The 14,220-nt window shown below is 67.7% G+C and carries 10 protein-coding genes and 1 pseudogene; 9 read left to right on the top strand and 2 right to left on the bottom strand.

What is annotated here, in order from left to right; all coding sequences use genetic code 11:
• The first annotated feature begins 187 nt into the window (after positions 1 to 187).
• The gene (locus tag ACOQFR_RS06200; protein ID WP_421379710.1) at positions 188 to 1,477 is read left to right on the top strand and encodes a citrate synthase; all 1,290 of its coding nucleotides are present in this window, start codon (positions 188 to 190) and stop codon (positions 1,475 to 1,477) included.
• Between the two features lie 59 nt (positions 1,478 to 1,536).
• Here ACOQFR_RS06200 and ACOQFR_RS06195 read toward each other — a convergent pair whose 3' ends face one another.
• The gene (locus tag ACOQFR_RS06195; RefSeq protein WP_421379707.1) at positions 1,537 to 2,163 is read right to left on the bottom strand and encodes a hypothetical protein; all 627 of its coding nucleotides are present in this window, start codon (positions 2,161 to 2,163) and stop codon (positions 1,537 to 1,539) included.
• 14 nt (positions 2,164 to 2,177) lie between these two features.
• Complete coding sequence (locus ACOQFR_RS06190) at positions 2,178 to 4,703, bottom strand: penicillin-binding protein 1A (RefSeq protein ID WP_421379704.1); 2,526 nt, start codon at positions 4,701 to 4,703, stop codon at positions 2,178 to 2,180.
• A gap of 244 nt (positions 4,704 to 4,947) precedes the next feature.
• On the opposite strand from ACOQFR_RS06190, the gene ACOQFR_RS06185 reads away from it, so the two are divergent.
• The 8 genes and pseudogenes from ACOQFR_RS06185 (at position 4,948) to ACOQFR_RS06150 (ending at position 14,137) form a co-directional block, all read left to right on the top strand.
• Positions 4,948 to 6,006: a pilus assembly protein PilM gene (locus ACOQFR_RS06185; RefSeq protein WP_421379702.1), complete on the top strand. Its 1,059-nt coding sequence runs from the start codon at positions 4,948 to 4,950 to the stop codon at positions 6,004 to 6,006.
• Positions 6,006 to 6,617, top strand: a pseudogene (locus tag ACOQFR_RS06180) (PilN domain-containing protein); the annotation flags it as partial. The gene ACOQFR_RS06185 and the pseudogene ACOQFR_RS06180, both read left to right, overlap by 1 nt.
• Complete coding sequence (locus ACOQFR_RS06175) at positions 6,617 to 7,285, top strand: type 4a pilus biogenesis protein PilO (RefSeq protein ID WP_421379699.1); 669 nt, start codon at positions 6,617 to 6,619, stop codon at positions 7,283 to 7,285. The pseudogene ACOQFR_RS06180 and the gene ACOQFR_RS06175, both read left to right, overlap by 1 nt.
• Positions 7,286 to 7,296: 11 nt before the next feature.
• Positions 7,297 to 7,809 (top strand): pilus assembly protein PilP, encoded by a 513-nt coding sequence (locus ACOQFR_RS06170; RefSeq protein ID WP_421379798.1) that lies wholly within the window; start codon positions 7,297 to 7,299, stop codon positions 7,807 to 7,809.
• 15 nt (positions 7,810 to 7,824) lie between these two features.
• Positions 7,825 to 9,990 carry a type IV pilus secretin PilQ gene (gene pilQ / locus ACOQFR_RS06165; protein WP_421379697.1) on the top strand — a complete coding sequence of 722 codons (2,166 nt, stop codon included), beginning with the start codon at positions 7,825 to 7,827 and terminating at the stop codon, positions 9,988 to 9,990.
• Positions 9,991 to 10,080: 90 nt separating this feature from the next.
• Positions 10,081 to 11,262 carry an EAL domain-containing protein gene (locus ACOQFR_RS06160; RefSeq protein ID WP_421379694.1) on the top strand — a complete coding sequence of 394 codons (1,182 nt, stop codon included), beginning with the start codon at positions 10,081 to 10,083 and terminating at the stop codon, positions 11,260 to 11,262.
• A 32-nt stretch (positions 11,263 to 11,294) separates the two neighbouring features.
• Complete coding sequence (locus ACOQFR_RS06155; protein WP_421379692.1) at positions 11,295 to 12,824, top strand: alanine/glycine:cation symporter family protein; 1,530 nt, start codon at positions 11,295 to 11,297, stop codon at positions 12,822 to 12,824.
• Positions 12,821 to 14,137 (top strand): dicarboxylate/amino acid:cation symporter, encoded by a 1,317-nt coding sequence (locus ACOQFR_RS06150; protein WP_421379690.1) that lies wholly within the window; start codon positions 12,821 to 12,823, stop codon positions 14,135 to 14,137. The genes ACOQFR_RS06155 and ACOQFR_RS06150 overlap by 4 nt, the downstream gene beginning before the upstream one ends.
• Positions 14,138 to 14,220 lie beyond the last annotated feature (83 nt).

Raw genomic sequence — 14,220 nt, 5'->3', positions numbered from 1 at the left:
TGGCCGTTTGCATTTCCGGGGCACACCCCCGACCAAGGTTCATGGCACCGTCACTGACTTGCCCGCAGGGCCTGTGAGATACTTCGGCGAATGGTGCCCGCCCCGGCGGCGCCTTCCATTTTGTAGCGATCGCCGCGCCAGAGCCTTCGTGGATGCGGGTCGCGCCATCCCTGAAAGGAGTCAGCCCGTGTCCGACAACAAGAGCGTCGTGCTCAACGCCGCCGGCAAGACCGTCGAGCTTCCGATCCACACCGGCACGCTCGGCGCGCCCTGCGTGGACATCGGCAAGCTGCCCAAGGAAACCGGCCTTTTCACCTACGACCCGGGCTTCGTGGCCACCGCCAGCTGCCGCAGCGCCGTAACCTACATCGACGGCGACGAGGGCGTACTGCTTTACCGCGGCTATCCGATCGAACAGCTGGCCAAGCACTCCAACTTCCTGGAAGTCAGCTACCTGCTGATGAACGGTGAACTGCCCAACAAGGACCAGTTCAATTCGTTCGAGCACGAAGTCACCCACCACACGATGATGCATGAGGCCTTCAAGGGCTTCCTGGGCGGCTTCCGCCACGATGCGCACCCGATGGCGATGCTGTGCGGCATGGTCGGCTCGCTGGCGGCGTTCTACCACAGCGACCTGGACCTGGAAGACCCCGAGCAGCGCCGCCTGGCGGCCATCCGCCTGCTGGCCAAGGTGCCCACCATCGCGGCGGCCTGCTACCGCTATTCGATCGGCTGGCCGGTGCGCTACCCGCGCAACAACCTCGAATACGTCGAGCGCTTCCTGCACATGATGTTCGAGGTGCCCAGCGAGCCGCTGATGCTCAAGCCGGTCGCCGCGCGGGCGCTGGACCTGCTGTTCATCCTGCACGCCGACCACGAGCAGAACGCGTCCACGTCCACCGTCCGCCTGGTCGGTTCCACCGGCGCCAACCCCTATGCGTGCGTCGCCGCCGGCGTGGCGGCGCTCTGGGGGCCCGCGCACGGCGGCGCCAACGAGGCGGTGCTCAAGATGCTCGCCGAGATCGGCCGCCCGGAAGACGTGGGCAAGGCGGTCGAGCGTGCCAAGGACAAGAACTCGGGCTTCCGCCTGATGGGCTTCGGCCACCGTGTGTACAAGAACTTCGACCCGCGCGCGACCATCATCCGCGAGATGTGCCACCAGGTGCTCAACGAGCTGGGCGTGAACGACCCCATGCTTGAGGTCGCGATGAAGCTGGAGGAAGCGGCGCTGAAGGACGAGTACTTCGTGCAGCGCAAGCTTTACCCGAACGTCGATTTCTACTCGGGCATCATCTACAAGGCATTGGGCATCCCGACCGAAATGTTCACGGTGATGTTCGCCATCGCCCGCACGGCCGGCTGGGTGTCGCACTGGCTCGAGCAGCAGACCGATCCGGAAGCCAAGATCGGCCGTCCGCGCCAGATCTATACCGGCGCCGCCAACCGCGATTACGTGGCGCTCGACCGCCGCTGATTCACACCCTGCCCGCAAGCCATGACGCCCCGCCCTGCGGGGCGTCGTCGTTTGCGGGGTCAGGCCACCGGCGTTGCGCTGCCGCCTTCCAGGAGCGCCGCCACGCCCGCCGCGTTGGCGCGGGGCAGGGGACGGTCGTCCATCGGGTCCCAAGGGCCCTGGCGACGCGAGGCGGCCGGCAGGAGCACCAGCTCAAATCCGACGCCGTCGGCCTCGAACTCCCAGGCTGGGCAATCACGCGCTTCGCTGCGGTCCACCCAGACCCGCCTCGTGCGCTGCGTGGCGGGGATACGCTGGTCGCTGAGCAGGTGCACGAGCGGTTCGGACTCGTCGGCATGCAGGTGCAGCGTCACGGGCGTGGCGCGCCCCGCGCTGCCGTCCAGCACCGGCCCCACCAGGCACGGCGAGTACGTGGAAAAGAAGGCCATGGCCTCGCGCGCGGCCTGGCGCTGGCGGCGCAACGCGCCCCCGTCGGCGGCCGCGGGCTGGAACAGGCGCTGGCGTTCCTGCAGCGCCGCCCGGATCTCGTCGCCGCCGGGCAGGCAGGCCTCGTCCCGAACGCCCAGGCGGGCCGCGGCCTTGCGCCGCGCCTGGGCCACATCGGCCAGGCCCTCGGCCATCAGCTTCGCGGCTTCCTGGGCCACCTGGCGCCGCAGGCGGCCGGCATCGTGTTGTCGCGCCGCCATGGCCTGCTCCCGGCTCAGAAGATGTCGAAGGCCTCTTCGTTGCTCAGCTCCGGATCCAGGTCGAAGCCGCTGCTGGTGATGCGGTCGTAGTCCTCGCTCTTGAAGTACTCCTGGATCGAGCCGGGGCTGCCCTCGGGCACCAGGCGGCCCGTGGCCGGGCTGATGGACGCCGTGACGATGCCGGCCGGCACCACCGGTTCGACGTCCGGGATGTCCTTGAGCGCCGTGCGCATGAAGCTGATCCAGATCGGCAGCGCCGCACGGCCGCCGTACTCGCCGCGGCCCAGGGTGTTGAAGTCGTCCTTGCCAACCCAGACTGTGGTCACCAGGTCGCCGCCCAGGCCCGAGAACCAGGCGTCGCGGTGGTCGTTGGTGGAGCCGGTCTTGCCGCCGATGTCGTTGCGTTCCAGCACTTTGGCCGCGGTGGCGGTGCCGCGCTTGACCACGTCCTTCATCAGCGACACCACCAGGAAAGCGGTGCGTTCGTCGATTGCGCGCGGCGCCAGCACCAGTTCCCCCTCGGGCACGTCGGTGGTCGGGGTCGGCGGTGGCGGGGCGGCTTCCGGCGGCGGGGTGGCTGCCTCGGGGCTGAAGTCGAAGCCGTCCACCACGGTGGTGGCACGCTGCTCCCCAGCCAGCCGGCCCGGGCAGCCACGGCAGGCGCGCGGCGGCGCGGCCTGCGACAGCACCACGCCGTTGCGGTCGAGCACCTTGTCCACGAACCAGGGGTCGACCCGGAAGCCGCCGTTGGCGAACACCGCATAGCCGCGGGCGATGGACAGCGGTGTGAGCGAGGACGTGCCCAGCGACATCGACAGGTTCGGCGGCAGGCTCTGCTGGCTGAAGCCGAACTGGGTGATGTAGCGGCTGGCGAAGTCCACGCCGATCGCGTCGAGCAGGCGCACCGACACCAGATTGCGCGACTGCACCATGGCTTCGCGCAGGCGCATCGGACCGGCGAAGTTGCCGGCGTCGTTCTGCGGGCGCCAGACGTTGCCGGCGCGGTCGCGGAACACCACCGGCGCATCAAGCACGATGCTGGCCGGCGAGAAGCCGCGCTCGAACGCCGCCGCGTAGACGAAGGGCTTGAAGCTCGAGCCCGGCAGCCGCTGGGCCTGGGTGGCGCGGTTGAACTTGTTGAGGCCGAAGCTGAAGCCACCGACGAGCGCGCGGATCGCGCCGTCCTCCGGCTGCAGCGACACCAGGGCCGATTGCGCTTGCGGTATCTGCGCGATCATCAGCTCGAACTTCGGTTCGGGCGGCGGTGCCGTGCTCTCGGCGGCCGCGGCGCCGGCGGCAGGCTTGGGCTTGGCCGGCACCGGCACCGGAACAAAGGTGTAGCGGACCACGTCGCCGCGCTTGAGCAGCACCTGGGGCGTCTTGCCGGTCCACTTGGTCGCCTTGGCGTCGAGCAGGACCGGCTCGCCGGCAGCGGTGACCAGGCGGGCGCTGCCGCCTTCGAAACCGGACACGATGCCGGCGGCCAGGCCGCCCAGCGACGGGTAGGCGCGCAGCCGCTTGCGCAGCGCCGCGTCGTCCTCGTCGGCGGCCACGTCCAGCTGCGCCTCCGCGCCGCGCCAGCCGTGGCGGCGATCGTACTCGAGCAGGCCGGCCTGCACGGCCTGCGCGGCGGCCGCCTGGTGCACGCTGTCGAGCGTGGTGTAGACCTTCAGGCCGCTGCTGGTGGCCTCGGCCCCGTAGCGCTGCTCCATCTCCGCGCGCACCATTTCCGCCACGTACGGCGCCTCGACCTCGACCTTGGGCTCGTGCGGGCTGGCGTTGATCGGCTCGGCCTGCGCGGCCAGTTCCTGAGCCACTGTGATCAGGTTTTCCTCGCGCATGCGCAGCAGCACGTAATTGCGGCGGATCAGCGCGCGCTCGGGGTTGATGATGGGGTTGCCGCTGGACGGGAACTTCGGGATCGAGGCCAGCGTCGCGGCCTCGCTCAGGGTCAGCTGGTCCAGCGTCTTGCCGTAGTAATAATCGGCGGCGGCGGCGACGCCGTAGGCGCGGTTTCCGAAGAAACTCTTGTTGAGGTAGAGCTCGAAGATCTCGTCCTTGCTGAGCTCGCGCTCCATCTTCAGCGCGAGGAAAATCTCGGTCATCTTGCGGGTGTACGAGTATTCCGAGCTCAGGAAGAACTGCTTGGCCACCTGCTGGGTGATGGTGCTGCCGCCCGCCACGCGGCGGTCGTCGGTGGTGGCCAGCAGCCACACGGCACGGCTGATGCCGCGCCAGTCCACGCCGGGGTGCTCGTAGAAACGGGCGTCCTCGATGGCGATGAAGGCGTGCTTGACGTGCTCGGGCACGTCGCCGATCTTGACCGGGAACCGGCGCGTCTCACCGATCAGTGCGACCAGCTTGCCATCCCGGGTGTAGATGCTCAGCGGCACCTGCAGCTGGACATTGCGCAGCTCCTGCACGTCGGGCAGGCGGGGGGCGATCAGCCAGTAGATGACGCCCAGGGCAAGCACGCCAAGCAGGCCCAGGCCCACGAAAAACAGCGCCAAACGGCGGAGCCAACGAACGAAACGGGCCATCCTGGGCCTCTCCCGAGGTTTACATCGACATGGGGCAGGGAGTATAGAACGTGCCATGACCCGGAACATGTCGTGGGGGCGGCCGGATTCCGGGGTTGATTGCGTCTAGTTAGGGGAGCGCGAGGGGCAGGTCGACGTGGTCCAGTCGTCCCGAAAGGGGGGGCATTGCCATTTGGCAATTTTTCGTTATTTAATGTAACGGCGCACCTATCTGCTGTAAGCGCCCGTCGGAAGGGGAGAAACCGTGGGTCTTTTCGGAAATGCCAAGACACCGCTCGTCGGTCTGGACATCAGTTCCACGGCCGTCAAGCTTTTGCAGCTCACCGAGTCCGGCGGGCGATATCGCGTGGAGCACTACGCGGTTGAGCCGCTGCCTCCCAATGCCGTGGTCGAGAAGAACATCGTCGAGGTCGAGGCCGTCGGCGAGGCCATCAAGCGGGCCGTGGCCCGCTCGGGCACCAAGGCCCGGCACGCCGCGGCCGCGGTCTCGGGCTCGTCGGTGATCACCAAGATCATCCCGATCCAGGGCGACCTGGACCAGGACGCCCTCGAGGACCAGGTCCAGCTCGAGGCCTCGAACTACATCCCGTACCCGATCGACGAAGTCAGCATCGACTTCGAGGTTCTTGGCCCGGTGCCCAGCAACCCGGAGATGATCCAGGTCATGCTGGCGGCGTCCCGCACCGAGAACGTCGAGCTGCGCCAGTCGGCGCTGGAGCTGGGCAACCTGGTGGCCAAGGTCATCGATGTCGAAGCCTTCGCCATGGAAAACGCCTTCAAGCTGGTCGCCGACCAGCTGTCGGTCCCCAAGGACGCGATCGTCGCCCTGGTGGACATCGGCGCAACCATGACCACGCTCAACGTGCTGCGCAGCCAGCGCAGCATCTACACCCGCGAGCAGGTCTTCGGCGGCAAGCAGCTCACCGACGAAGTCATGCGCCGCTATGGCCTGAGCTACGACGAAGCCGGACTGGCCAAGCGCCAGGGTGGCCTGCCCGAGAGCTACGAGGTCGAGGTGCTCGAGCCGTTCAAGGAAGCCCTGGTCCAGCAGGTCAGCCGACTGCTGCAGTTCTTCTATGCCGGCAGCGATTTCAACCGTGTCGACCAGGTCGTGCTGGCCGGCGGCTGCGCGTCCATCGCCGGCATCGCCAACCTGGTGGAAGAGCAGCTGGGCGTACCAACCGTCATCGCTAACCCGCTCGCCAACATGGCGCTCGGCCCCCGTGTCCAGGCCCATGCCCTGGCGCAGGATGCCCCGGCGCTCATGATCGCCTGCGGCCTGGCCCTGAGGAGCTTCGACTGATGGCCAGAATCAATCTACTTCCCTGGCGCGCAGAGCGGCGCAACCAGCGCCAGAAGGAATTCTTCGCCATGCTTGGCCTGGCGTCCGGTGCTGCGCTGCTGATCAGCTTCCTGATCGTGATGTATTACAGCGGCCAGGTCGAAGGCCAGCAGATGCGCAACCAGTACCTCACCGATCAGATCACGCTGGTTGACGAGCAGATCAAGCAGATCGACGAGCTGGACAAGAAGAAGGCCAACCTGTTGGCCCGCAAGCAGGTCATCGAGGAGCTGCAGGCGAGCCGGTCCCAGATGGTCCACCTGTTCGATGAGCTGGTCCGCACCATTCCTGAAGGCGTGCGACTGAATTCAATCAAGCAGAACGGCCAGACCCTCACGCTTGACGGCCTGGCCCAGTCCAACGCCCGCGTCAGCTCGTACATGCGCAACCTTGAGGCCTCGGGCTGGATGTCCAATCCGGACCTGACCATCATCGAGGCCAAGGGCGAGGACAAGGGTCTGCCGAACGTCTTCTCCCTGAAGGTCACGCTCAAGAGCCCGGAAACCGAAGCAGAAGCAGCCGCAGCCGAGGCGCCCGCCGCCGCCGCGCCGGCCGCCGCAGGAGGTGCGCCATGAGCAGCAAGAAAGTCGACCTCCGGAGCCTGGATTTCAACAATTCCGGCGCGTGGCCGTTCCAGGTCAAGATTGGTGCCTGCCTGGTCGTGGGCGCCGTCATCATCGGCCTGGCCTGGTATCTGTTCGTAAGTGACCAGCGCCTGACGCTGGCCGCCGAGGAGGCCACCGAGGTCACCCTGCGTGAACAGTTCCAGGAGAAGCAGGGCCGGGCGGCCAATCTGGAACCGCTGAAGCAGCAGCTGGCCCAGATGGAAGTGATGCTGCAGCAGATGCTGCGCCAGCTGCCCAGCAAGAACGAAATGCCGGACCTCATCGTGGACGTGTCGCAGACGGCCCTGGCCAGCGGCATCAACAACGAGCTGTTCCAGCCGGGTGCGGAGACGATGCTCGAGTTCTACGCGGAGAAGCCCATCTCCCTGCGCATGGCTGGCACCTACCACCAGTTCGGCGCCTTCGTCAGCGGCGTTGCATCCCTGCCGCGCGTGGTGATCATGACCATGCACGACATCTCGCTCAAGCCGCGCGGGCCGGGCGACAGCACCCTGGTTCTGGAGGGCACCGTGAAGACGTATCGCTACCTGGACGAGGACGAGGTGCCGGCTCCGGCGCCTGATCCCGCCGCCGCTGCCGCGGCACCGGCCGCGCTGAGCGGAGGTGTTCAGTGATGACTGCCCCGATGACCAGGAAACTTGCCACCGGGCTGCTGCTTGCCACCGTGGCCGTGGCGTTGACGGCCTGCACCCGCGGCAGTCGCGACCTCGAGGCCTGGGTGGCCGAGGTCAAGGCCCGCCCGGCGCCGCCGCTGGACCCGCTGCCGGTGATGAAGCAGTTCGAAACTTTCGAATATGCCGCGCAGAACCTGCGCGACCCCTTCAGCCCGCCTGAAGCCGACCGCGATGGTGCGGCCGGCCTGCGCCCCGATCCCAACCGTCGCAAGGAAGTGCTCGAAGCCTTCCCGCTCGACAGTCTGGACATGGTGGGCACGATCGGCGCCGGCGGTTCGATCATCGGCCTGGTCATGGGGCCGGACAAGGTGACCTACCGGGTTCGCCCGGGCAATTACATGGGGCTCAGCGACGGTCGCATCACCGCGGTTACCGATGACCGCATTGAGATGGTCGAACTCGTACCTGATGGGGCCGGCGGTTGGCTTGAGCGTCAAGCCAAAATCGCCCTTGAAGACAATTGATTGGGGGAATGCACGATGACCGCGAATAAAACGATCGGCCAGGCGATGGGCACCAAGCGCACTTGGTTGCTGGCCATGGGAGCGCTCGCCGTCGGCCTGACGACGTCGCTGTCGGCCATGGCCGCGAACGTCCTCCAGGACGTGCGCTACGCATCGGCCCCCGGAGGCAAGGTCGACATCACCCTGCAGTTCGCAGAGCCGGTGGGCGACGTCCAGGCCTTCACCACGGATACGCCGCCGCGCATCGCGGTGGACATCCCCGACACCACCAACGGCCTGAGCCAGCGGCGCGTGGTCATCGGCAGCGGCGCCACGTCCGCCGTCTCGGCGGTCGAAGCCGGCGGCCGGACCCGCGTGGTGGTCGACCTGTTCCGCCCCGCCAGCTACACCACCCGCAGCGCAGGCAACCTGCTCGTGCTCACGGTGGACGCCGGTGCGGTGCAGAGCAACGCGGCCAACGCGATGACTAGCGCCTCCGACCCGACCAAACGCGTCGCCTCCGCGATCGAAGTCGCCAACATCGACTTCCGCCGCGGTGAAAACGGCGCCGGCCGGGTGGTCTTGCGCTTCAGCAGTGACGGCGCTACCGCCGACATGCGCAATGAAGGTTCCAAGATCGTCGTGGACGTGCCCAACGCCAGCATCCCGGAGAACCTGCGCCGGCGCCTGGACGTGGTGGACTTCGCCACCCCGGTCCAGAGCCTCGAGCCCAACAGCAACGCCGGCAGCACCCGCCTGGTGATCAATACCAACGGTGCCTTCGACTCCATGGCCTACCAGACGGGCAACGAGTACGTCATCGAGATTTCGCCCAAGCGCGGCGCGGTCATTGCCTCCGCCGCCGCCCCGCGCGCCGCGGGTGCCGTCGCCGGCCAGGCCGCCCCGGGTCGCTACGCCGGGCGCCCGGTGACGTTCAACTTCCAGGACGTGCCGGTGCGCACGGTGCTGCAGCTGATCGCCGAGGAATCCAACCTCAACGTCGTGGCCTCGGACACGGTGCAGGGCAACGTCACGCTGCGCCTGATCAACGTGCCTTGGGACCAGGCGATGGAAATCGTCCTGCGCGCCAAGCAGCTCGACAAGCGGCGCGACGGCAACGTCATTTGGGTCGCCCCGCAGAAGGAGATCGCGGAGTTCGAGAAGGCGCAGGCGGATGCCCGCATCGCGCTTGAAGACCGTGAGGAGATGGTCACCGAGTACATCCCGATCAACTACGGCAATGCCGAGGAAATCGCGAAGCTGCTGACGGAAAACAGCAAGAACTCCGGCAGCGGTGGCACGTCCGGCGGTGCGGGTGGCAGCTCGAAGGGCTTCCTGTCGCCCCGCGGCAGCGTCAGCTTCGACAGCCGCACCAACACGCTGCTGCTGATCGACATTCCGAAGAAGATTCAGGAGATCCGCGCGCTGTTGGCCACGCTTGACCGGCCGGTCGACCAGGTGCTTATCGAGGCCCGGATCGTGGTCGCCTCCGAGACCTTTGCCCGCGAGCTGGGCGTGATCTTCGGTGTCCAGGACCGCGTTGGCACCCTGCCGGCGGCTGCGGCGGCGGGTGAAACCACCACCGACTCCGGTTTCCAGGTCGGTCTGCCCGTGGCTACCCCGGCCGGCACCCTGAACCTCAGCATCCTGCGCAGCGACATGTCGCTCGACCTGGAGCTGTCCGCGCTTGAGGAAGAAGGCCGCGGCGAAGTGGTGTCCAACCCGCGCGTCATCACCGCCAACCAGCGTGAAGCCATCATCCGCCAGGGTGATGAAGTGGGCTACCTGACGATCCAGCCGGCCACCACCCCGGGTGCCGTCGCGCAGGCCACGGTGGAGTTCAAGGAAGTGCTGCTCGAGCTCAAGGTCACCCCGACGATCACCCAGGATGGCCGCGTCTACCTCAACCTGATGGTCAAGAAGGACGAGGTCAGCGAGCTGATCACCAACCCGGCCGGTGGCTTCGTGCCGCAGATCGCGCGCCGCGAGGTCAGCACCGCGGTGCTGATCGACAACGGCCAGACGGTCGTGGTCGGCGGCGTGTACGAGTTCACCAACCGCGAGGACCTGCGCAAGGTGCCCTTCCTGGGCGACCTGCCGGTGCTCGGCAACCTGTTCAAGAACAAGAACAAGACGGCGAACAAGGCCGAGCTGCTGATCTTCGTGACCCCGCGCATCCTGCAGGTCGCCAAGAAGGCCTGAACAGGCGTCAGGTAGAAGACCCGCACAGGGCCGCGCAAGCGGCCCTGTGCTTTTGTGGCCCGCGGGCGCGAAGGGAAGAGGGCGGCGGCGATGAAACACCTGCGCGTGCAGCTGCAGCCCGGCGAAGTCCTCTTTCGCGAAGGCGACGACCCCGGCACGGCCTATTTGATCGAGGCGGGCAGCGTCGAGGTCCGCACCCGGCAACGCGGCCATGACGTCGTGCTCAGCCTGCTCGGGCCGGGCGAGCTGGTGGGCGAAATGGCCGTCATCGACGACTCGCCCCGCACTGCGACGGCCACCGCCACCAGCGCCTGCACCCTGTTTCCCATCGACCGACAGCAAATCGCCGAGCGGTTGGCCGCCACCGATCCGATCATCCGCTCGCTGCTGGAAGGCCAGCTCAAGCGCTACCGCGGTGCGCTGGCGGCCCTGCAGGGCAAGGAGCCTGCAGCGGATGCGCCCTCGGCCTGGGAGCAGCTGGGCATCGGCAAGATCCGGCTCGAATCCCAGCTGCGCGAAGCGCTGGCCAGCCGCCAACTGGAGCTGAGCTACCAGCCGCTGTCGCACATCGCCAGCAGCCAGATCGCCGGCTACGAGGCGCTGGTGCGCTGGAACCATCCCGAACGGGGACCGGTTTCACCAGCAGAGTTTGTCGCCCTGGCCGAAGAGACCTCGCTGATCGTTCCGGTCGGCGAATACGTCATCGACACCGCCTGCGAAGCCATCGCCGCCCTGATCGCCGCGGGGCACGTGCCCGCACCGTTCGTAGCCGTCAATGTTTCCGCGCGCCAGCTTTCGCATCCGGGCCTGATCGAGCGCATCGTCGCGCGCGTGGACGCCGCCAGCCTGCCGCGCGGCAGCCTGAAGCTCGAGATCACGGAGAGCCAGGTGCTGGACTACACCCACGTCGCGGCCATCATCGACCTGTGCCACGTGCATGGCATCCGCGTGGCGCTGGATGACTTCGGCACCGGCTATTCGCACCTGTGCCATCTGCACCGGCTGCCGTTCGACACGCTGAAGGTGGACCAGTCCTTCTCCCGGCACATGCTGGAAGACAAGCGTTCGATGGCGATCGTGGAAACCATCGTACAGCTGGGCCGTGCCGTGTCGGCCGAGATCGTGGTCGAGGGCATCGAATCGCAGGCCCAGCTCGAGGCCCTGCGCCGTCTGGGTTGCGACTATGCCCAGGGCTACCTGGTCGGCCGGCCTCGATCGCTGGATCAGATCCTGGCCGTGGACCGGGACCGGCCCGCGCAAGGGCTGGTGTAAGCTTCGAACGCCTCGTCAATCAGGGTTGCTGCGTGACCAGACTGCTTTCGAACATTCCGGCTGCCGCCGCGGACGCCAGCGCGCCCGCCGCCGCAGGCATCGACCAGGCGATCCAGTCCGTCTTCGGCCCGGTCGCCGATGCCCTGGCCCGCATCGTCTTCGTCGAGATACCCCTGCCCGGCGGCCTGTCCGCCTCCGCCATCGTCATCTGGCTGGCGATCGCCGCCTGCGTCTTCACGGTGTACTTCCGCTTCATCAACCTGCGCGGCTTCGTGCACGGCTTCCGCATCCTGCGCGGTGACTATGCCGATCCGACCGGGCCGGGCGAGGTCAGCCATTTCCAGGCGCTCACGTCGGCGGTTTCCGGAACCGTGGGCCTGGGCAACATCGCCGGCGTCGCGGTCGCGATCACCGTCGGCGGACCGGGCGCGACCTTCTGGATGATCGTGGCGGGCCTGCTGGGCATGTCCTCGAAGTTCGTCGAGTGCACCTTGGGCGTGATGTACCGCCGACAGAACGCCGACGGCAGCATTTCCGGCGGGCCGATGTACTACCTGAGCCAGGGGCTGGCGGTTAACCGCCCCCGGCTGGCGGGGCTGGGACGCGGGCTCGCGATCTTCTACGCCGCCTGCATCGTCGGCGGCGCGGCCGGTTCCGGCGCGCTGTTCCAGGCCAACCAGACCTATGCCCAGGTGCTCAGTGTCACCGGCGGCGCCGAAGGGCCGCTGGCAGGCCGCGGCTGGCTGTTCGGCCTGGGCCTGGCGGTGCTCACCGGCATCGTGGTGGTCGGCGGCATCTCCCGCATCGGCCGCGTCACCGCCAAGCTGGTGCCGGCCATGGCGCTGCTGTACGTCACCGCAGGCGCCGCCGTGCTGGCCGTGCACGTGGACCAGATCCCGGCGGCGGTGGGCGCGATCCTGCATGGCGCCTTCACCGGCGAGGCCGCCTACGGTGGCGTGCTGGGCGCGCTGATCGTTGGCTTCCGCCGCGCCGCCTTCTCCAACGAAGCGGGCCTGGGTTCTTCGGCCATCGCCCATTCGGCGGTGCGTACCCGCGAACCGCTGACCGAGGGCTTCGTCGCGCTCTGGGAACCCTTCATCGACACCGTGGTCATCTGCACCATGACCGCGCTGATCATCATCGTCTCGGGCCAGTACCTGCAGCCCGGCCCCGACGGCGTGGCGCTCACCTCGCGCGCCTTCGCTTCGGTGTTCAGCTGGTTCCCGTACGTGCTGACGGTGGCGGTGTTCCTGTTCGCCTATTCGACGATGATCACCTGGGGCTACTACGGCACCAAGGCGGTGGGCTTCCTCACCGGCGAGTCGAAGCTGGCGATGAACGTGTTCAAGCTGGTGTTCCTGGCCATGACGGTGGTCGGCTGTTCGATGCAGCTGGGCAGCATCGTCGGCATCGCCGATGCGATGCTGCTGCTGATGTCGGTGCCCAACCTGATCGGCGTGTACCTGCTGATGCCGGTGGTGCGCCGCGAGCTCGACAGCTACCTCGCCCGGCTCAAGTCCGGCGAGATCCGGCCCACGGCTGACCTGGAGACCCCACGATGAGCCCCCGTCCCGCCCTGCCGCTGCACTGGAAGATCGCCATCGGCTTCGCCACCGGACTGGCCGCGGGCCTGCTGGTGCACTATACGGCCGGCGCCGACGCCGGCTGGGTGCGCGCCGCCACCGGCTACGTGACCCAGCCCTTCTCCACGCTGTTCCTCAGCCTGATCTTCATGATGATCGTGCCGCTGCTGTTTTCGGCGCTGGTGGTGGGCGTGTCGGAAATGGGCGACGTCGCCTCGCTGGGCCGCATCGGCTGGCGCACGCTGGGCTACACCATCCTGCTCTCGGCGCTGGCCGTGCTGCTGGGCCTGGTGATGGTCAACCTGCTCAAGCCCGGCGTCGGCGTGGACCCCGTCCTGGCCCAGCAGCTGCTGACCGACGGCGCCGAGCGCGCGCAGGCGATCGTGCGCGACAGCCAGACCCAGCCCAGCGGCATGGCCATGCTGCTGTCGATCGTGCCGCAGAACGCAGTGCGCGCGGCCTCCGACAACGGCACCATCCTGGCCCTGATGTTCTTCTCGCTGATGTTCGGCGTGGGTATCGTGGTGAGCAAGGCCACCCCGGCCATCGCGACGCTCAAGCACGGCATCGAGGGCCTGTTCGAAGTCTCCATGACCCTGATCGGCCTCATCATCCGGCTGGCGCCGTATGCGGTGTTCTGCTTCATGTTCAACCTGGCGGTCCTGTTCGGCTGGGACCTGCTGGTGCGGCTGGGCGCCTACGTGCTGGTGGTGGTCGGCGCGCTGGCCGTGCACCTGTTCCTGGTGTATCCGGCGGCGCTGAAACTGCTGGGCGGGTTCTCGCCGGCGAAGTTCTTCCGGGGGGTGCAGGAAGCGATGCTGATGGCCTTCAGCACCGCCTCGAGCAATGCCACGCTGCCGACTGCGCTGCGCATCGCCGACGAGAAGCTGGGCCTGCCGCGACATGTGTCCCGGTTCGTGCTGACCATCGGCGCCACCGCCAACCAGAACGGCACGGCGCTTTTCGAGGGCGTCACCGTGATCTTCCTGGCGCAGTTCTTCGGGGTCGAACTGACCCTGCTGCAGCAGTTCACGGTGATGCTGGTCTGCATCCTGGGCGGCATAGGCACCGCCGGCGTGCCCTCGGGCTCGCTGCCCGTGGTGGCGCTGATCTGCGTGATGGTGGGCGTGCCGGCCGAGGGTATCGGCCTGGTGCTGGGCGTGAACCACTTCCTGGACATGTGCCGCACCACGGTGAATGTCACCGGCGACCTGGCCATTGCGGCCCTGGTGTCCAAGGGCGAGAGCCACCGGCCCGAGCGGTCCGACACGGCCGACGCGGCCGCGCTCTGACCCGGGCGCGCCCGGCCTAGCAGCGGCCGGGACCGGCCGCAACCGCGACAGCGCGCCGACGGGATGGGACAATGCGCGGCCCG

Origin of the sequence: Arenimonas sp. MALMAid1274 (assembly GCF_049195245.1) — a bacterium.
Classification (GTDB): domain Bacteria; phylum Pseudomonadota; class Gammaproteobacteria; order Xanthomonadales; family Xanthomonadaceae; genus Arenimonas.
Note: the sequence above shows the minus strand (reverse complement) of the source record. Positions and strands in the feature narration are given on the sequence as shown.

What these genes read in the sequence shown, in the direction of transcription:
- ACOQFR_RS06195 (WP_421379707.1), bottom strand. Translation starts at nt 2,163, where the DNA reads ATGGCGGCGCGACAACACGATGCCGGCCGCCTGCGGCGCCAGGTGGCC.
- ACOQFR_RS06190 (WP_421379704.1), bottom strand. Translation starts at nt 4,703, where the DNA reads ATGGCCCGTTTCGTTCGTTGGCTCCGCCGTTTGGCGCTGTTTTTCGTG.
- ACOQFR_RS06175 (WP_421379699.1), top strand. Translation starts at nt 6,617, where the DNA reads ATGAGCAGCAAGAAAGTCGACCTCCGGAGCCTGGATTTCAACAATTCC.
- ACOQFR_RS06170 (WP_421379798.1), top strand. Translation starts at nt 7,297, where the DNA reads ATGACCAGGAAACTTGCCACCGGGCTGCTGCTTGCCACCGTGGCCGTG.
- pilQ (WP_421379697.1), top strand. Translation starts at nt 7,825, where the DNA reads ATGACCGCGAATAAAACGATCGGCCAGGCGATGGGCACCAAGCGCACT.
- ACOQFR_RS06160 (WP_421379694.1), top strand. Translation starts at nt 10,081, where the DNA reads ATGAAACACCTGCGCGTGCAGCTGCAGCCCGGCGAAGTCCTCTTTCGC.
- ACOQFR_RS06150 (WP_421379690.1), top strand. Translation starts at nt 12,821, where the DNA reads ATGAGCCCCCGTCCCGCCCTGCCGCTGCACTGGAAGATCGCCATCGGC.